Annotated in this window: 14 protein-coding genes and 3 pseudogenes; 3 read left to right on the top strand and 14 right to left on the bottom strand. The window is 71.5% G+C overall.

Annotated features, from left to right (window positions below):
- Positions 1 to 294 precede the first annotated feature (294 nt).
- The 6 genes and pseudogenes from topA to ABZ281_RS09820 all read right to left on the bottom strand — a co-directional run.
- Positions 295 to 3,150: a type I DNA topoisomerase gene (gene topA, locus ABZ281_RS09845; protein WP_356653855.1), complete on the bottom strand. Its 2,856-nt coding sequence runs from the start codon at positions 3,148 to 3,150 to the stop codon at positions 295 to 297.
- A gap of 246 nt (positions 3,151 to 3,396) precedes the next feature.
- Positions 3,397 to 3,594, bottom strand: coding sequence for a hypothetical protein (locus ABZ281_RS09840; RefSeq protein WP_356653853.1), 198 nt, complete (start codon positions 3,592 to 3,594; stop codon positions 3,397 to 3,399).
- A gap of 223 nt (positions 3,595 to 3,817) precedes the next feature.
- A complete protein-coding gene (locus ABZ281_RS09835) occupies positions 3,818 to 5,347 on the bottom strand; it encodes a methyltransferase (RefSeq protein WP_356653851.1) in 1,530 nt (509 codons plus the stop codon).
- Between the two features lie 184 nt (positions 5,348 to 5,531).
- Positions 5,532 to 6,122, bottom strand: a complete 591-nt coding sequence (locus tag ABZ281_RS09830; RefSeq protein WP_356653859.1) for a small secreted protein — start codon at positions 6,120 to 6,122, stop codon at positions 5,532 to 5,534.
- A 180-nt stretch (positions 6,123 to 6,302) separates the two neighbouring features.
- Positions 6,303 to 6,578, bottom strand: a pseudogene (locus ABZ281_RS09825) (carboxymuconolactone decarboxylase family protein); the annotation flags it as partial.
- Between the two features lie 99 nt (positions 6,579 to 6,677).
- Positions 6,678 to 7,674 (bottom strand): annotated as a pseudogene (locus tag ABZ281_RS09820) (glycoside hydrolase family 38 C-terminal domain-containing protein); the annotation flags it as partial.
- A 146-nt stretch (positions 7,675 to 7,820) separates the two neighbouring features.
- Between ABZ281_RS09820 and ABZ281_RS09815 the strand changes: the two are divergent.
- Positions 7,821 to 9,164, top strand: a complete 1,344-nt coding sequence (locus ABZ281_RS09815) for an amidase family protein (protein ID WP_356653849.1) — start codon at positions 7,821 to 7,823, stop codon at positions 9,162 to 9,164.
- 208 nt (positions 9,165 to 9,372) lie between these two features.
- Complete coding sequence (locus ABZ281_RS09810) at positions 9,373 to 9,792, top strand: VOC family protein (RefSeq protein ID WP_356653847.1); 420 nt, start codon at positions 9,373 to 9,375, stop codon at positions 9,790 to 9,792.
- A 22-nt stretch (positions 9,793 to 9,814) separates the two neighbouring features.
- On the opposite strand, the gene ABZ281_RS09805 is transcribed toward ABZ281_RS09810, so the two are convergent.
- Both ABZ281_RS09805 and ABZ281_RS09800 read right to left on the bottom strand, forming a co-directional pair.
- Positions 9,815 to 10,297: a GNAT family N-acetyltransferase gene (locus ABZ281_RS09805; RefSeq protein WP_356653845.1), complete on the bottom strand. Its 483-nt coding sequence runs from the start codon at positions 10,295 to 10,297 to the stop codon at positions 9,815 to 9,817.
- A 56-nt stretch (positions 10,298 to 10,353) separates the two neighbouring features.
- Complete coding sequence (locus ABZ281_RS09800) at positions 10,354 to 10,527, bottom strand: hypothetical protein (RefSeq protein WP_167526749.1); 174 nt, start codon at positions 10,525 to 10,527, stop codon at positions 10,354 to 10,356.
- A 456-nt stretch (positions 10,528 to 10,983) separates the two neighbouring features.
- Between ABZ281_RS09800 and ABZ281_RS09795 the strand changes: the two genes are divergently transcribed.
- The gene (locus ABZ281_RS09795; protein ID WP_356653843.1) at positions 10,984 to 11,433 is read left to right on the top strand and encodes a hypothetical protein; all 450 of its coding nucleotides are present in this window, start codon (positions 10,984 to 10,986) and stop codon (positions 11,431 to 11,433) included.
- Positions 11,434 to 11,514: 81 nt separating this feature from the next.
- Here the strand turns inward: ABZ281_RS09795 and ABZ281_RS09790 are convergent, their stop codons facing one another.
- The 6 genes and pseudogenes from ABZ281_RS09790 to ABZ281_RS09765 all read right to left on the bottom strand — a co-directional run.
- On the bottom strand, positions 11,515 to 13,017 hold the full coding sequence (locus ABZ281_RS09790; protein ID WP_356653842.1) for an SDR family NAD(P)-dependent oxidoreductase: 1,503 nt from the start codon (positions 13,015 to 13,017) through the stop codon (positions 11,515 to 11,517).
- A gap of 104 nt (positions 13,018 to 13,121) precedes the next feature.
- Positions 13,122 to 14,465 (bottom strand): wax ester/triacylglycerol synthase family O-acyltransferase, encoded by a 1,344-nt coding sequence (locus ABZ281_RS09785; RefSeq protein ID WP_356653840.1) that lies wholly within the window; start codon positions 14,463 to 14,465, stop codon positions 13,122 to 13,124.
- Between the two features lie 144 nt (positions 14,466 to 14,609).
- A pseudogene (locus ABZ281_RS09780) lies at positions 14,610 to 14,984 on the bottom strand (glycoside hydrolase family 2); the annotation flags it as partial.
- Positions 14,985 to 15,059: 75 nt separating this feature from the next.
- Positions 15,060 to 16,280 (bottom strand): glucose-1-phosphate adenylyltransferase, encoded by a 1,221-nt coding sequence (glgC, locus tag ABZ281_RS09775; RefSeq protein ID WP_356653857.1) that lies wholly within the window; start codon positions 16,278 to 16,280, stop codon positions 15,060 to 15,062.
- 51 nt (positions 16,281 to 16,331) lie between these two features.
- Positions 16,332 to 17,483, bottom strand: coding sequence for a glycogen synthase (glgA, locus tag ABZ281_RS09770; RefSeq protein ID WP_356653838.1), 1,152 nt, complete (start codon positions 17,481 to 17,483; stop codon positions 16,332 to 16,334).
- A 39-nt stretch (positions 17,484 to 17,522) separates the two neighbouring features.
- The coding region (locus ABZ281_RS09765) for a (2Fe-2S)-binding protein (RefSeq protein ID WP_356653836.1) at positions 17,523 to 17,888 on the bottom strand (366 nt) is incomplete at its 5' end.

Genomic DNA, 17,888 nt, shown 5'->3' with positions numbered 1-17,888 from the left:
CAGCAAACGAGCTGTGCGCTCCACAAACGCTTCAGCTGCGGTCGTCGCAGCAGGGCGCGGACGGCACGCTCGCGGGAGTCCGCGACCAGGGCGTCGTCGGGGGCGGGCTGAGGGGCCGTTGGGTGGTCGGCTCGCGTCATGCGTTCAGCCTATCGGGAGCCACCGACACCCTGGGGGGCGCGGTCTGGCATGCGCACGCCCCGACACCGAAGTGTTGCCGGGGCGTTCGCTTTCCGAACCCTGGGCGAAGATCCGGACGCGGTGGCCCGGGTTCCGAACAGGGCTCGAACGACCTCAGTCCTCCGTGGACTTGACGGCGGTCGCCGTCTTGGCGGCCGTCTTCTTGGCGGTGGTGGTCTTCTTCGCCGTCGTCTTCTTCGCGGTCGTGGTCTTCTTCGCCGCGGTCTTCTTCGCCGTCGTCGCCTTCTTGGCCGGCGCCTTCTTGGCCGCCTTCTTCGCGGTCTTCTTCGCCGGCCCCTTGGCGCGCTTCTCGGCGAGCAGCTCGAAACCGCGCTCCGGGGTGATCTCCTCGACGCTGTCGCCGGAGCGCAGGGTCGCGTTGGTCTCCCCGTCGGTGACGTACGGGCCGAAACGGCCGTCCTTGACCACGACCGGCTTCTCGCTGACCGGGTCGGTGCCCAGCTCCTTCAGCGGCGGCTTGGCCGCGGCCCGGCCACGCTGCTTGGGCTGGGCGTAGATCGCCAGCGCCTCCTCCAGCGTGATCGTGAAGAGCTGCTCCTCGGCCTGGAGAGAGCGCGAGTCCGTGCCCTTCTTCAGGTACGGGCCGTAGCGGCCGTTCTGCGCGGTGATCTCCTGGCCCTCGGCGTCGGCGCCGACGACACGCGGCAGCGACATCAGCTTGAGGGCCTCGTCGAGGGTCACCGTGTCGAGGGACATCGTCTTGAACAGGGACGCCGTGCGCGGCTTGACCGCGTTCTTGCCCGTCCTCGGCGTGCCCTCGGGGAGGACCTCCGTCACGTACGGGCCGTAGCGGCCGTCCTTGGCGACGATCGTGTGGCCGGTGGCCGGGTCCGTGCCCAGCTCGTAGTCGCCACTCGGCTTGGCGAGCAGCTCCTCCGCGAGGTCGACGGTCAGCTCGTCGGGCGCCAGGTCGTCGGGGATGTCGGCGCGCTGATGCTGCTCGGTGTCCTTCTCGCCACGCTCGATGTACGGCCCGTAGCGGCCGACCCGCAGCACGATGTCGTTGGCCACCGGGAACGACGACACCTCGCGCGCGTCGATCGCGCCCAGGTCCGTCACCAGCTCCTTGAGGCCGCCGAGATGGTCCCCGTCGCCGTTGCCGGCGTCGGCCGCGAGGCCGCTGACGCCCGCGGCGGAGCCGCTGTCTGACCCTGTCTCGCCGAAGTAGAACCGCTTGAGCCACGGCACGGACTGCGCCTCACCGCGGGCGATGCGGTCGAGGTCGTCCTCCATCTTGGCGGTGAAGTCATAGTCGACGAGCCGCCCGAAGTGCTTCTCCAGGAGGTTGACCACGGCGAAGGACAGGAAGGACGGCACCAGGGCCGTGCCCTTCTTGAACACGTAGCCGCGGTCGAGGATCGTGCCGATGATCGACGCGTACGTCGACGGGCGGCCGATCTCGCGCTCTTCCAGTTCCTTGACGAGGGAGGCCTCGGTGTAGCGGGCCGGGGGCTTGGTGGCGTGCCCGTCGACCGTGATCTCCTGGGCGCTCAGGGCGTCGCCCTCGGAAACCTGGGGGAGCCGGCGCTCGCGGTCGTCCAGCTCGGCGTTCGGATCGTCGGCACCCTCGACGTAGGCCTTCAGGAAGCCGTGGAAGGTGATCGTCTTGCCGGACGCGCTGAACTCGACGTCCCGGCCGTCGGCCGCCGTGCCGCCGATCTTCACCGTGACGCTGTTGCCGGTCGCGTCCTTCATCTGGGAGGCGACGGTCCGCTTCCAGATCAGCTCGTACAGCTTGAACTGGTCACCGGTCAGTCCGGTCTCGGCGGGAGTGCGGAAACGATCACCCGAGGGGCGGATCGCCTCGTGGGCCTCCTGCGCGTTCTTGACCTTCCCGGCGTACGTCCTCGGCTGCGGCGGCAGGTAGTCGGCGCCGTACAGCTGCGTGACCTGGGCGCGGGCGGCGGCGACCGCCGTGTCGCTCAGGGTCGTGGAGTCCGTACGCATGTAGGTGATGTAGCCGTTCTCGTACAGCTTCTGCGCGACCTGCATGGTGGCCTTCGCGCCGAAGCCGAGCTTGCGGCTGGCCTCCTGCTGCAGCGTCGTCGTACGGAACGGCGCGTACGGCGAGCGGCGGTAGGGCTTGGACTCGACCGAGCGGACGGCGAACCGCGTCTGCTCCAGGGCGGCGGCCAGGGCGCGGGCGTTCGCCTCGTCGAGGTGGAGGGTGTTCGCGCTCTTCAGTTGTCCCAGGGAGTCGAAGTCGCGGCCCTGCGCGACGCGCCTGCCGTCGACGGTCTGCAGGCGCGCGACCAGCGACGACGGGTCCGACGAGTCTCCGGCGCGGCCGGTCGCGAAGGTGCCCGTCAGGTCCCAGTACTCAGCCGAACGAAAGGCGATGCGCTCGCGTTCCCGCTCCACCACCAGTCGGGTGGCGACGGACTGGACGCGGCCCGCGGACAGCCGCGGCATGACCTTCTTCCACAGGACCGGCGAGACCTCGTAGCCGTAGAGGCGGTCGAGGATGCGGCGGGTCTCCTGGGCGTCGACGAGCTTCTGGTTGAGCTGGCGCGGGTTGGCCACGGCGGCCTGGATCGCGGCCTTGGTGATCTCGTGGAAGACCATCCGCTTGACCGGGACCTTGGGCTTGAGCACTTCCTGGAGGTGCCAGGCGATGGCCTCGCCCTCGCGGTCCTCATCGGTGGCGAGGAAGAGTTCGTCGGACTCCTTCAGCAGGTCCTTGAGTTTCTTGACCTGCGCCTTCTTATCGGCGTTGACCACATAGATCGGCTGGAAGTCGTGTTCGACGTCCACACCGAGGCGGCGGACCTCGCCGGTGTACTTCTCGGGCACCTCGGCGGCGCCGTTGGGAAGGTCGCGGATGTGCCCGACGCTCGCCTCGACGATGTAGCCGGGGCCGAGATAGCCCTTGATCGTCTTCGCCTTGGCAGGCGACTCGACGATGACGAGTCGCCTGCCGCCCTTCGCGGTCTCGCTGGTCGGGGACAACTTCGCTCTTCTCTCCGGTCGACGCTGGGGCCTCCCCGGAGTCGCTTACCGGGGCTGGGTACGTGGTGACGCTGCGGAGTGTGACGGTACATCCCGCCCCCGTGTCAAACGGGAAAAGCCCGCAACGGCCACTCGAACGGTAACCCGACTACCACCAATCCTGCCGCCCGGAGTACCGGGAGCAGGGCGGGCCCTGTGCGGAGGGCAATCCCCCGGTTACCGGCAGGTGCGTCGCCAAAGCGGGCCTCAGAGGCGCGTGAAGCACCACGTTCCGAGCGCCAGCGCGATCACCGAGACGACGCTCGCGAGGGTCGCCGATGCGACGGGCCTCACACCCAGGGCGACCGGCCGCTGCCGGCGCACACAGGTCACGGTCCACGCCAGCAGTCCGCCTCCGAACAGGGAGAACACCGCTCCCGCGAAGATCGCCGGTTCGCTCTCCATGGCCCGCCGTGCCCCTTTTCCCCTGTCCGCTCATCCCCAGCCACGGGAGGCTGACACGCGCGGGCGGCGGGCAGGCGAACCCGAGGTGAACGCCGGGGCGACACGGCGGTGGATCAAGGGCGTCCGTTCCTCGTGACCCGTTTCGGACGAGGTGTTCAAATCGACTCGAATTTGTTGGCGAGTCTCCTCGACGACCCCCGCGATCGCCCCCTCGGCAGTCCGCTCAGCGGACCGGCTCCAGGAACCCCTGCTCGACCAGCAGCCGGATCTGGGCCGGTGTGCGGTCGCGCAGCATGACCGGGTCCTCGCCGATCAGCTGGGCGATGGCGTCGAGGATGCGGCCCGCGCTCATCGAGCCGTCGCAGACGCCCGCGAATCCCGCGCCCACGGTGTCCACCCGGGTCGCCCGGCGCATGCCGCGGTTCTGGCGCAGCACGACGTGCTCGGGATCCTCCGCGCCGGGCAGCCCTACCTGTTCCTGCACGATCTCGGCGGCGAGCCGGAAGTGTCCTTCGAGCAGGGCGGCGTCGTCGTGGTCGCGCAGGTGATCGAGCCGGTCGAAGTGAGCCCGGATCGTGTCGCCGAGCGGCTGCTCGACCGGGTGCGGCCACTCCTCCACCGTGAGCGACGGCACGGCGGCACTCGTCCTGCGCAAGGTGATCCAGCCGAAGCCGACGGCCTTCACCTTGCGCGCCTCGAACTCGTCGAGCCATGCGTCGTACCGCGCCTGGTACTCCGCCGCGTCGTCCTGGTGGTCGCCCGCGTCACGCAACCACAGCTCGGCGTACTGATTGACGTCCTGCACCTCGCGCTGCACGATCCACGCGTCGCAGCCCCGGGGCACCCATGACCTGAGCCTGTCCTGCCAGTCCTCCCCTTCCACGTGCTGCCAGTTGGCGAGGAACTGCGCGAACCCGCCCTTGTTCAGCCGCTCCCCTGCCTCCTGAACGAGCGTGCGGCACAGATCGTCCCCGCCCATCCCGCCGTCGCGGTAGGTGAGCCGGGGGCCGGGGGAGATGACGAAGGGCGGGTTGGACACGATGAGGTCGTAGGTCTCGTCGCCCCGCACCGGTTCGAAGAGGGAGCCCTCGCGCCGTTCGACGGCCGAGGTGCCGGACAGCGCCAGCGTGAGGGCGGTGATGTGCAGGGCACGCGGATTGAGGTCGGTGGCCACCACGCGCGTGGCGTGCTGTGCCGCGTGCAGGGCCTGGATGCCGGAGCCCGTGCCGAGGTCGAGCGCTGCGGCGACGGGCGTACGGACGGTGATGCCGGCGAGGGTCGTGGAGGCTCCGCCGACTCCGAGGACGACCCCTTCGTCACGCCGCCCGATCCCGCCGGCACCGCCGACCGCGCAGCCGAGGTCCGAGACGATGAACCAGTCCTCGCCGCCGGGCCCGCCGTAGGGCCGGACGTCCACGGTGGCGGAGAGTTCGTCCGCACCGGCCCGGGCCAGCCATCCGCTCTCCAGGCAGGCGTCCACGGGCAGGGCCTCCGCCACGCGCGCGTGCGGCACGGGCTGCTGGAGCAGGAACAGCCGGACGAGCATCTCCAGCGGTGTGTCCCCGCGGGTCGCCCGGAGCGCGGGCACGATCTCGCCCCGGGCCAGTGCCGCGTACGCGGGGGCGCCGAGCAGTTCGAGCAGTCCGTCGGCGGTGAAGGAGGCCGCGAGCAGGGCGTCGCGGAGCCGGGCGGCGACATCGGGACGGTCGGAGGCGGGCAGCGGGGGCAGGGGTGACTGGCTGGCGTTACTCACGCCCCCATTGTGGCCGCCGGTGCGGGTGCCGCACCTGCCCTGGGGCGACGGCGCGCATTCTTGCCCTACGGCATGTGTTCCCGCCGTACGGCACACGTTCGCTCCGTAGGGCACATCAGACACCGGCAGTCACCTAGGACTCAGCCGTCCCACTGCCGGCGCCGCGGGCCCGCCGCTCGGCCCCTCAGCTCTGCGTGGCCCCCGCCGACGCCGTGGCCGCCTTGCAGCTGGGCTGCTGGGCCATCGCCTGGCCGACCTCGCCCTCCTCCAGGTTCCTGAGGGCGTCGTTGCCGCTCTGGCTCAGCTTGTCCAGCTCCGTGGCGATGTCCTTCAGACCGTCGGCGAACTTGCCCTGGTCCTTGGTGTCCAGCCCGTCGACCTGCTTCTTCAGGGAGGCGTAGGAGGCAGAGATCGTGTTGAGCTCCTTGACCGCGTCCTGCTGCTTCTTCTCGCCGTTCTCGACGTCCGGCGCCCCGGCCTTGTTCACGGCGGTCCCGATCGCCTTGTAGGCGTCGGACATGTCCTGGAAGGCCTGTGCGTCGGTCTTCTGGACGTCCTTTGGCGTGCTGTTGTCCGAGGTCTCCTTCTGGATCGCCGCGTTGGCCGACTCGATCTTCTTGGCCTGCGGCTGCACGGCGTCACAGACCTGCTTGGCCCAGGAGTCCAGCTTGTCGTTGCTGTCGTCGCCGCCGCAGCCCGACAGCGCCAGTACCAGTACCGCACCGCCGGACAGTGCGGCCGCGAGCTTCTTGTTCACCGGTTTGGTCCCTTCCATGGCTCTCGGCCCCGGAACATACACGCCAGATGCACGGCAACCGCACGCCGAGAGCATGAAGGCGATCAGGGTCACCAGCGCCATGAGCTGTTCCTCGTCGTAGTGCTTGGCGGCCCGCTCCCACACCTCGTCCGGCACCCCGCCGGCGCCGTCCGCGATCCGGGTCCCCTGCTCGGCCAGCTCCAGCGCGGCACGCTCGGCGTCGGTGAAGACCGTCGCCTCCCGCCATGCCGCGACCAGATGGAGCCGTACGGCGCTCTCGCCCGCGGCGGTGGCCTCCTTGGTGTGCATGTCGACGCAGACCGCGCAGCCGTTGATCTGGCTCACCCGCAGCGAGACCAGTTCCCGGGTGGCGGCCGGCAGCGGTGACTCCACCACCAGCCGCCCCACGGAGGTGAACTGCTTGACGAGCTTGCTCGCGGTCGGGCTGCCGAAGATGTCCAGTCGTGCGCTCATGGTGAACTCCTCTGCCGTTGTCGGTGCGTACACCCCTATGAGGCAGCGGCTTCTCACCATGTGACATGGACGGATGTGAGCTGCGTCTCCCGCCGCCCCCTAGGCGCGCCGCAGCCGGAGCGTCACCAGCTCGAACGGGCGCAGCCGCAGCGCGATCCGCCCGTCCCGGGTCTCCGGTGCCGTCGCGTCGGCGAGGGGGCGTTCCAGCCGGTCCGTCACCGCGACGGCGAACCCGGCGGTGAGCGTGGCGCGTACCCGGCCGCCGAACGCCTCGTGAAGCGGACGACCACGTCACCGCTGCCGTCGTCGGCCGGCTTGACCGCCGTGACGACCACCGCGTCCCGGTCCGACGTCACCAGCGGCGCCACCTCTGAGGGCCGGTGCGCCGCTGCTCCGGCAGATCGATCCGCCAGCCCTCGCGCACCGCCTCCCCGATGCCCGCGCCCGGCACCAGCGCGTGCCGGAACCGGCGGACGCCCTGGTCGGTCTCCGGGTCGGGGAAGCCCGGGGCACGCAGCAGGGCGGCACGGACGGTGGTGGTCGTACCGCCGTCCGCGTCGGTGCGGACGGTGCGCGTCACGTCGTGCCCGTACGTCGAGTCGTTGACGATCTCGACGCCGAAGCCCGGTTCCTCCAGGTGGACGAAGCGGTGGTTGCACGCCTCGAACTTGGCGGCCTCCCAGGACGTGTTGGTGTGGGTCGGCCGGTGGAAGTGCCCGAATCGGGTCTCGGATGCGTACCGTTCGGCGTGCACGTCGAGCGGGAAGGCGAGCTTGAGGAACTTCTCCGTCTCGTGCCAGTCGACCTCCGTGTCCAGGACCAGCCGCGGCTCCCCCGGCGCGAGGGACAGCACCTGGGTGACACGGGAGGCGCCGAAGATCCGGACGATCCGCACGCCGTCCCCGCCCGGGGCGACCTCGTCCGCGTCGGTCAGGTCGGTGACCGTGTTGCGGTAGAACTCTTCGACGTCCCAGGCGTCCCACATGTTCGGGAAGTCGGGGTACAGCTGGAGGAGGTTCGCGGCCCGGCCGGGTGCGACGGTCTCGCGGTCGGCCTCGATGTCGTAGGCCGACCGCACGAGCCCCTGGGCGTCGAGGCCTTCCTCGATCGGCATCTGCGCTGAGACTCACTGCGGTGAAGGAGGGAAGCGGTCGGCGATCTCGACGCACGGCCCCCATTCGGTGCACAGTTCTCCCTACGTACTCGTCAGTAAGTCCGCCCTCTCCCCTCCGAGGAGCCGCTGTGACCGCCTGGGCCGGCCGCACCGCCGCCGAGATATCCGCCGCCGTACGCGAGAAGCGGGTCACACCCCGCGAGGTGGTCGCCGAGCACCTCGCCCGGATCGAGCGGCTCGACGGCCGGGTCGGGGCCTTCCGCACAGTGCGCGCCGAGGCGGCCCTGGCCGAGGCCGACGAGGTGGCGGCGCGTGGCGACTTCGCCGAACTGCCCCTGGCCGGGGTGCCCGTGGCCGTCAAGGACAACCTCGCCGTGCGCGGCGAGTCCCGGCGGATCGGCTCGGCCGCGACGCCGGACACCCCGGCTCCGCAGGACCATGTGACGGTGGCCCGGTTGCGGGCGGCGGGCGCGGTGGTCGTGGGGCTGACGAACGTCCCCGAACTGTGCGTGTTCGGCACGACGGACGGCGTGCTGGGCATCGCCCGCAACCCCTGGGACCCCACGCGTTCCGCGGGCGGTTCGTCGGGCGGCAGCGCCGCCGCCGTCGCCGCCGGGCTGGTGCCGATCGCCCTCGGCAACGACGGCATGGGGTCCCTGCGCATACCTGCGGCCAACTGCGGCCTCGTCACCATCAAGCCGGGGCAGGGGGTGGTCCCGACCGGCGACGGGGACAGCACCTGGTTCGGCATATCGGAGAACGGGCCGCTCGCCACGACCGTCGAGGACGCCCGCCTGATGTTCTCGGTCCTCGCCGGCACCGAGCCCGGACCCGGGTCGGCGCCCGGCGTCCTCAGGGTCGCCGTGTCGCTGCGCAGCCCCCTGGTGGGCGTCACCATCAGCCGTCCGTACGCGGCGGCCGCCCGGGACGCGGCCGGGCTGCTGATGCGGGCGGGCCACCAGGTCCGGCGTGCCGACCCGCCCTACCCGCTGTCGCTCGCCACGACCTCCCTGGCCCACTGGACGGCGGGCACCGCCGCGGACGCCCGGCCCCTCGACCCCCGGCTGCTGACCCGACGCACCCGCGTCCACGCCCGGCTCGGCCGGCCCTTCCTGCGCACGGTGAGCTCCGGGGCGAGCCGGGAGCAGCTGCGCCGGAGGCTGGAGCCGTTCTTCACCGAGCACGACGTGCTGCTCACGCCCGCGCTCGCCCGCCGCTCCCCGAAGGCCGGGCCCTGGCACGAGCGGGGCTGGCTGAGCAATGTGCTGGCGAACACGAACTACTCGCCCCTGACACCCGCGTGGAACCTCACCGGCTGGCCCGCCATGTCCGTCCCGTGCGGGACCCTCCCCTCCGGCGCGCCGTGCGCCGTGCAACTGGTGGGCCGGCCCGGCACGGAGTCCCGACTCCTCGATCTGGCCAGGCAGTTGGAGGAACGAAACCCGTGGCAGCGGACGGCGCCGATGGACTAGGGTCGGCCGGGTGACTGCCGGGTCGGCCGTAGGCCATGCACGAGTGAGGCGCCCGGCCTCGGAGTGAGTGCGGCGGGGGTGACCCCGCCCGGGCCAGCCCGAGAGCCGGAGAGGGCACGCGCCCCGCCTCCCGTCCTTCGTGTCCTCCTCCCCGCGCCCCTCAGCGGCGCTTCAGCACGGATCCCGAGACCCGGAGACGAACTCACGCATGTCCGACACCCGGCACGCCACCGACCTTCCGAGCACCATCGCCCATCTGGATCACACCGCCGTTTACGCCTCCGACCGCCGGCTGTCGGCGGAGTTCCTGGCGGCCGTCCTCGGCCTGGAGGTCGGCGCCCCCTTCGGCCCGTTCCTGCCCGTCGACCTGGGCAACGGCGTGACCCTCGACTACTACGAGAAGACCGACGAGCCGATCCAGTCGCAGCACTACGCGTTCCTCGTGCCAGACGAGCGGTTCGACGGCATGATCGACCGCCTGGAGGCGCTCGGCGTCACCTACTACGCCGACCCGAACCACACCCGGCCCGGCCGGGTCAACGACCTCTTCGGGGGGCGCGGCGCCTACTTCGACGACCCGGACGGCCACAACATGGAGATCATGACCCGGCCGTACGCCCGGCCCTGAGAGCCCGGGCCGCCCCGCCGCGCTACAACGCCCGGTACATGATGTGCAGCCCCACCCGGCCGTGCCGGGGGTGGTCGAACGCGTCGGGGACGGTACCGAGGACCGTGAAGCCGAGGGAGGTCCACAGCGTCACGGCCGGGTTGGTCTCGACGACGGCGTTGAAGACCATGCCCCGGTAGCCGACGGCCCGGGCCTCGGTCAGGAGGTGCTCGGCGAGGGCCCGGCCGTAGCCGCGGCCGCCCTGGCCGGGGTCGACCATGAAGCCGGCGTTGGCGATACGGGCGGCGGGGCCACCGTAGTTGGGGGTGAGGTAGGCGGAGGCGACGACGGCGCCGCTGTCGTCCTCGACGACGTAGACGCGTTTCGCCGGGTTCATCCACAGGACCCGGGCCTCCTGCTCGGAGGTACCCGGGTCCCATGCGTAGGTCTCGCCCGCGGCGACGATGCGGTGCCAGAACGGCCAGATGCGAGGCCAGTCGTCAGCCGTTGCTTCCCTGATCAGCATGGTCGTGAGTCTGGCACGGCCATACGCTCGGAGGTCGCGGAGGGGTCCGCCCGGGGTCAGTCGACGCTGGGCAGGATGTGGGGCTCTGCGAGGTCGTCCTCGTAGCCCGCCAGGCGGATCGGGGCCGAACGGGCCCACACGTCGAGGCTGCCGAGCTCGTCGGCCCGTCGGCCGGCGCGCTCGCCGCGTTCCTTGGGGCGTTGATCGCGATTCGTCTTCTCCGGTGTCACCGCGCACTCCTTATGTGTCGGTCACCCTCGGGGCGTACGCGCCGGTCCTGCTGCGCCTGACGCCCGCTCGGGCCTCTATGTCAAATGCAGTTCGGACGCGGTGGCGCCGGTCGACTCACGGGAGAGCGGGCCGTGGTGAACCGGCTGGTCCCATGACGGACCGTGGGTGTGGGTAGGACCCCGTGCTGCTGTCCGTCCGCATCAGACTAACCAGATGAGCGGAGCCCCGCTCGATGGGGCTGAAAACAGCCGGTAACAATCACGCGTCATCTGCCGTTCAACTCGTGTTTACGTGCGGGTTTGTAGACATAAGGCAGTTTTGTGAATCACTCGAACGGCGTACGTCGGCGACGGCGCTTTCCAGACGGTTGCGCAGTTCAAGCGCCGTTGGCCGAGTCGCAAGCTCGCCATGCTCTGCTGCCGTACGCAACGGCTGTCTCGCAGGAGGACTGAGGCATGGAGCTGCGCAGCGTCGAGGAGCTGATGGATCTGCTGTACGCCTGCCGGGGCACCCGGGACGCCCCGGGCCGCGCCCGCCCGCCGGTCGACCCGCACGACCACGCGCTGCGGACCGCGGCGCTGCTGCGCCGCGGCCGTCCGGCGGACAAGGAACTCCAAGCGGCGGGCCTGGTGCAGGCCGTCGGCGGGCTGCTGCGGCCCGGTGACCCCGCCGGGAGCGCGGACCACGCGGCCGACGCGGTGCGTACCCTGCTCGGCGAACGGGTCGCCCGCCTCGTGCGCCGCCGCCCCCACCGGGACACCCCGGCCGACGACGATCTCCTCACCCTCCGCCAGGCGACCGAGGAGGGCCGCACGGCCGCCTTCGACGCCGGGGTCCTGGAGGACTGGCGCACGGTCCTGGAACTGCTGGCGGCCCGGAACTCCCGCCTCGGAGCGGTGGACTGACGGGCCGTCACCAGGCTGATACGCCCCGCGCCGGCCATCCCCGGGCATGACCGACCGGGAGGCGTGGGGAACGGGACCCGCCTACCACTTGCCCGGCGCGTAGTCCTTCATGAAGACGCCGTACAGGTCCTCGCCCGCCTCGCCCCGCACGATCGGGTCGTAGACCCGGGCCGCACCGTCGACCAGGTCGAGCGGGGCATGGAACCCGGCCTCGGCGAGCCGCAGCTTGTCGTAGTGCGGCCGCTCGTCCGTGATCCAGCCCGTGTCGACCGAGGTCATCAGGATGCCGTCGGCCTGGAACATCTCCTGCGCGCTGGTCCGCGTCACCATGTTCATCGCGGCCTTGGCGGCGTTGGTGTTCGGGTGTCCCGCGCCCTTGTACCCGCGCCCGAAGACGCCCTCCATCGCCGACACGTTCACCACGTACGCGCGTCCGCTCTCCGCCTTCTTCGCGGCCTCGGCCATGGCCGGCCGCAGCTTGCTGATCAGGATGAACGGCGCCGTGTAGTTGCACAGCTGGGTCTCCAGCAGCTCCACGGGCGAGATCTGCTCGATCGTCTGCACCCAGGTGTTGGAGTCGACCACGTCGGGCACGAGCCCGCCCGCGTCGATCGCCGTGCCGTCCAGGTGCCGTTCGACGCTTGCGTTGCCGGCGATCAGGGCGAGGTCGGCGACCTTCTGGGCGTCGAGGCCGCTGGTGCCGAGGGGCAGCGCCGCGATGCCGTCGACCGCGCCGGAGTTGAAGGCGCCGATGACGTGGTGGGCGGGCAGCTCACCGGCGGGCAGCGGCGCGCTCTCGCCCTCGACCAGTGCGGCGTAGGCGGAGGGCAGGCGCCGCACGGTCTGGGTCGCGTTGTTCACGAGGATGTCGAGCGGACCGGCCTCGGCGACCTGGTCGGCGAGGGCCACGGCCTGGGCGGGGTCGCGCAGGTCGATGCCGACGACCTCCAGGCGGTGCATCCAGTCCGCGGAGTCGTCCATGGCCTTGAAGCGGCGGATGGCGTCCTTGGGGAAGCGCGTGGTGATCGTGGTGTGCGCGCCGTCGCGGAGCAGCCGGAGCGCGATGTACATGCCGATCTTGGCCCGGCCGCCGGTGAGCAGGGCGCGTTTGCCCGTGAGGTCGGCGCGGACGTCGCGCTTCTCGCGGTTCACGCGGGCACAGTCCGGACAGAGCTGGTGGTAGAAGTAGTCGACTTCCACGTACCGGGCCTTGCAGGTGTAGCAGGAGCGCGGGCGCTGGAGTATCCCCGCGATCCTGCCCTCCTCGGTGGCCGACGACGGCAGCAGACCCTCGGTCTCGTCGTCGATGCGCTGGGCGGAGCCGGTCGCGGTGGCCTCCGTGACCGCCTTGTCGTGGGCGGTCTTGGCGGCCCGGCGCTCCTGGCGGCGGCGCTGCTTGACCGTGCGGTAGATGCCCGCCGTGGCCCGTCGCACCGCGATGGCGTCCGGGTGGTCGACGTCCAGCTTGTCGAGTTCCTCGAGCACGCCGAGGCAGACGGCCAGACGCTCCGGGTCGATGCCGGGTCCGTATGAGAGCCCGCCGGTCCCGTCCATGGCCTGCGGGCCGTCCTGTGTCACCGTCATCGCCGCTGTCGTTCCCTGCTCTGCCGTCGCGGCGCGCCGGTCGCGCCCGCATTCGAAGGGCGAATTCTACGGAGCGTCGGGCCGCACCGCCAAAGTCGCCTTGATCACGACCGGCAGGCCTTGAGCAGCGTCGCCACCTCCTTGGAGACGGCCGTGGCGAACAGGTCGAGGTCGGGGACCGCCTCGCCGTCGGCGACGAGGCCGTAGTGGACGCTCCCCCGGTAGGTCGAGACCGCGACCGCCAGGGAGTGGCCGGGGGCCAGCGGGGCGAAGGGGAAGACGGCGGTGAGCGGGTGTCCGCCGAGCTTCAGGCCCAGGCTGGGCAGGGGCACGCTGGTCACCAGGAGGTCGAACCAGAGCCGGGCCGCCTGGCCGACCAGGGGGCCGCCGAGCCGGTGGGCGAGGGCGGGGACGTGGTCGGCGAGCAGGGCGACGGCACCCGCGCCCCGGTTGGGGCCGGCGTCCTTGTTGCGGTCCATCGCGTCCCGGACCGAGGCCAGCCGGGCCAGCGGGTCCGGGTCGTCCACCGGAAGCCGTATCAAGTACCCGGAGAGCCGGTTGCCCTGCGGGTACGCGGTGCGCGGGCGGCGCTTGGAGACGGGGATCAGGGCCCGGGGCGCGACGCCCTCGCTGCCGTCGCCACGCTCGTCGAGCCAGCGGCGCAGCGCGCCCGCGACGACCGCGATGAGGACGTCGTTGACGGTGCCGCCGACGGTCTTGCGGACGCGGTGCACGTCGTCGAGGTCGAGCACCACTCCGGCGGTACGGCGGGTGCCGCTCGGCTCGCAGGTGAGCGCGGGGGTGGAGCGCACATCGAGGGAGGAGCGGGCGACGGAGGCGCCGATGTCCAGGGCTCGGCTCATGTCGGACAGGGCCCCGCGCATCATCCCGGGCAGATCGCGCACGTCCGGCACGAGGCCACGCGGGGTCCCGGCGGGGCGGGGCCGGGGGGCCGGCATGTCCATCGGGTCCATGACGCCCGCGGCGAGCGTCAGCGCCCGCAGCCCGTCGGCCAGGGCATGGTGGAACTTGAACAGGACGGCGAAGCAGACCCCGTCCTCGCCCGGCAGCACGTGGGCCTCCCAGGGCGGCCGGTCACGCTCCAGGGGGCGCTCCATGAGGTGGCCCGCGACCGTGTGGAAGTCGGCGGTCGGGGCGTGCAGCCGCACATGGTTCAGGGGATCGAAGTCCGGGTCCGCCTCGCGGGCGGCACCGCCGAAGGCGAGCGGCCGGCGCAGAGCGGAGGGCAGCGGCTGCCACACGTCGCGGTTGCGCCTCCGCCGTCCGGGGACACCGGCGGCCCGGGCCGCGAGCAGGTCCGCCGCGTGGGCGCCGGCGGCGGGCGAGTGGGCCGAGAAGATCCCGAGCGCACCGAGGTGCATCGGGTGTTCGGCGGACTCGATGTTCCAGAACGCCAGGTCGAGAGGAGCGAGCAGATCAGCAGTCAAGGCCTTGCCTCGCGTCGACGACGGGTGGGTCAGCAGTCAACCGCCCCCAGCCGATTACGGTCAAGTACGATCACGCTACGTACAGTTAACAGCAGATTAAGTCCCGCCCCGGCGAAAGGGGCGGGACTTATGGTGCATGTCCGGTCAGTTCAGCACAGGTTGCGCCGCCGGGCACCCGGTGGGAGTCACCCGGGAGGCGTCACGGATCAACGCCACGTGCACGGCCTTCAGCTTGACATTGTCGGGTTTCAGCACCGCTCGGTCGTACGTGAGGAAGCCGTTCAGCTCACCCTCGACGTCCGCGATCCGGGTGTACACGGCACCGTCACCGCCCTTGCAGGCCAGCGCCCGGACCTCGTCCAGCTTCATGAGGTAGTCCTCGGTGTGGGTGGCGGGGTCGACGTCGACGTAGGACTGCTGCACCGACCGGGCGTGGCCGGGCACCGCGAGCCCCAGGCCGCCGTACTCGCCGCTGACCATGGCGCGCTCGCCGTCCGGCCGGGGCGGCAGGGCGGGGCTGACGACCGACGGGCTGGACACCATGGATTCCGCTCTGCGTCCAGAGGCAGGACAAAGTCCCGGGGCCGCCCCGGCTCAGGTGACCAGCTGTCCCTTCCCGAGGGCGATGACCCCGGCCTTGGACACCGTGTACAGCTCCGCGTCGCGCTCCGGGTTGACGCCGATGGTCGCGCCCGGCGGCACCTCGACGTTCTTGTCGAGAACGGCGCCGCGCACCACCGCACCCCGGCCGATGTGCACGTTGTCGTGCAGCACCGAGCCCTGCACGACGGCTCCCGGGTCGACCAGCACACCCGGCGACAGCACGGACCGCGTGACCTGGCCGCGCACCAGGCAGCCGGCACTGATGATGGACTCGCTCGCGATGCCGCCGGCGTTGAAGCGGGCCGGCGAGAGCTGGTACGAGTGCGTGTAGATCGGCCAGCTGCGGTTGTACAGGTTGAAGGCGGGCCGCTCGGCGATCAGGTCCATGTGGGCCTCGTAGTAGGCGTCCAGCGTGCCCACGTCCCGCCAGTAGCCCTGGTCGCGGGTGGTCTCGCCGGGCACGTGGTTGGCGCTGAAGTCGTACAGCGCGGCCTCGCCGCGGTCGGTGAGCTGGGGCAGGATCGAGCCGCCCATGTCGTGCACGGAGGACTCGTCCTCCGCGTCCCGCTTGAGCGCCTCGATGAGGGCCTTGGTGGTGAAGATGTAGTTGCCCATGGAGGCGAAGATGCAGTTGGGGTCGTCCGCCAGCCCGGGCGGGGCCGAGGGCTTCTCGAGGAAGCGCTCCACCGTCTGGCCGTCCGAGCCCGGCGTGATCACCCCGAAGGACGAGGACTCGGTGCGCGGCACCCGGATCCCGGCGACCGTCACGCCCGCACCGCTCTCGATGTGCTGGTCGAGCATCTGGCGCGGGTCCATGCGGTAGACGTGGTCGGCGCCGAAGACGGCGACGTACTCGGGGCGCTCGTCGTAGATCAGGTTCAGCGACTGCAGGATCGCGTCGGCACTGCCCAGGTACCAGCGCGGGCCGAGGCGCTGCTGGGCGGGCACGGGCGTCACGTAGTTGCCCAGCAGGTTGGACATCCGCCAGGTGGTCGTGATGTGCCGGTCCAGCGAGTGCGACTTGTACTGCGTCAGGACGCAGATGCGCAGCACGCCGGCGTTGACGAGGTTGGACAGGACGAAGTCGACCAGACGGTACGTGCCACCGAAGGTCACCGCCGGTTTGGCACGGTCCGCGGTCAGGGGCATCAACCGCTTGCCCTCACCGCCCGCCAGCACGATCCCCAGGACCGAAGGACCACCACCACGCATGGCCGCTCCCCTCACGCCGATTTCCCGATGCCTGCCCCTGAGCAGCACGCCCTAAGCCTGTTTGAGGATCTCCTCGTAGAGCCGGACCGTGCGGCGGGCCACCGCGCCCCAGCCGAACTCGCCGACCGCGCGCTCCCGCCCGGCCTCGCCCATCCGCCGGGCGGCCTCCGGATCGCCCAGAACCGTGTCCACGGCCCGGGCGAGACCCGCCTCGAAATCGTCGCCGGGCGGGACCAGCAGCCCCGTGGTGCCGTCTTCCCCGACCTCCGGGATGCCGCCGACCGCCGAGGCCACCACGGGGGTGCCACAGGCCATCGCCTCCAGGTTCACGATGCCGAGCGGCTCGTACACCGAGGGGCAGACGAACAGGGCGGCGTGCGTCAGGAGCTGGATCACCTCCGGGCGCGGCAGCATCTTCGGGATCCAGAACACGCCGTCGCGGACCCCGCTCAGGTCCCCGAACAGCTCGCGGAACTCCTGGTCGATCTCCGGCGTGTCCGGGGCGCCCGCGCACAGCACGACCTGCGCGGCCGGGTCGATGTCCCGCACCGCGCGCAGCAGGTGGGGCACGCCCTTCTGGCGGGTGATCCGGCCGACGAACAGCACATACGGACGGGAGCGGTCGAGCCCGATACGGTCCAGGGCGTCCGTGCCGGGGTCGGGCCGGTACAGGCTCGTGTCGATGCCGTTGTGCACGACGTGGACCCGCTCCGGGTCCAGCGCCGGGTAGCAGCCGAGGATGTCCTCGCGCATGGCCCCGGAGACGGCGACCACCGCGTCGGCGGCCTCGATCGCGGTGCGTTCGGCCCAGCTCGACAGTTCGTAGCCGCCGCCGAGCTGCTCGGCCTTCCAGGGGCGCAGGGGCTCCAGCGAGTGCGCGGTCATCACGTGCGGGATGCCGTACAGCATCTTGGCGAGGTGGCCGCCGAGGTTGGCGTACCAGGTGTGGGAGTGGACCAGCTCGCGGCCCTCCAGGGCGGCGGCCATCGCGAGGTCGACGGAGAAGGTGCGCAGCGCGTCGTTGGCGCCGTCGAGCGCGGACCAGGGACGGTGGCGCTGCACGCCGTCGGCGCGGCCCTCGCCCCAGCAGTGCACGTCCAGGTCGACGAGCGGTCTGAGCTCGCGGGCGAGGAACTCCACATGGACGCCTGCACCGCCGTAGACATCCGGCGGGTACTCCCGGGTCAGCAATCCCACTCGCACCCGCAACTCCCTGCTCTCAGCGGCCGTTCCCTTTCATGGTCACCCAGAAGGGGCGCGTGGGGAAGAGCGGGGCGGCCGTGTGAAGCAACAGTCCCCGCAGACGCCCCCGCCGGGCACCCGGTAGTACAGGCAGCAGCTGCGGCGCCGGAAGGTGGTGCCGTCGAGGTTTCCGGCGCCGGTGAGCAGGGGATGCGCGAGGAGTTCCGCGGTCAGGGAACGGGCCCGGACGGCGATCTCCGTACGGCCGTGCCGCCGGGCCCAGCGGTCCAGTTCCCGGGCGGCGCCGGCCAGCGCGGAGGCCGCGTTGCCCCGCAGCAGACCCGGGGCGAGGCGGTGATGGGCGCGCAGGGCCGCCGCCAGGGGGACGAGGTGGCCGTGCAGGACGACGTCCGCGAGGGTCGGAGC

The sequence above is a fragment of the Streptomyces sp. NPDC006265 genome (assembly GCF_040613555.1).
Classification (GTDB): Bacteria; Actinomycetota; Actinomycetes; order Streptomycetales; family Streptomycetaceae; genus Streptomyces.
The sequence above is the reverse complement of the archived record's forward strand: the minus strand, read 5'-3'. Positions and strand labels throughout refer to the sequence as shown.

Excerpts from the sequence above, each read along its gene's own strand:
- ABZ281_RS09810 (WP_356653847.1), top strand. The coding sequence starts at position 9,373 with ATGTCCGACACCCGGCACGCCACCGACCTTCCGAGCACCATCGCCCAT.
- glgC (WP_356653857.1), bottom strand. The coding sequence starts at position 16,280 with ATGCGTGGTGGTGGTCCTTCGGTCCTGGGGATCGTGCTGGCGGGCGGT.
- ABZ281_RS09790 (WP_356653842.1), bottom strand. The coding sequence starts at position 13,017 with ATGACGGTGACACAGGACGGCCCGCAGGCCATGGACGGGACCGGCGGG.
- ABZ281_RS09830 (WP_356653859.1), bottom strand. The coding sequence starts at position 6,122 with ATGGAAGGGACCAAACCGGTGAACAAGAAGCTCGCGGCCGCACTGTCC.
- ABZ281_RS09840 (WP_356653853.1), bottom strand. The coding sequence starts at position 3,594 with ATGGAGAGCGAACCGGCGATCTTCGCGGGAGCGGTGTTCTCCCTGTTC.
- ABZ281_RS09805 (WP_356653845.1), bottom strand. The coding sequence starts at position 10,297 with ATGCTGATCAGGGAAGCAACGGCTGACGACTGGCCTCGCATCTGGCCG.
- ABZ281_RS09795 (WP_356653843.1), top strand. The coding sequence starts at position 10,984 with ATGGAGCTGCGCAGCGTCGAGGAGCTGATGGATCTGCTGTACGCCTGC.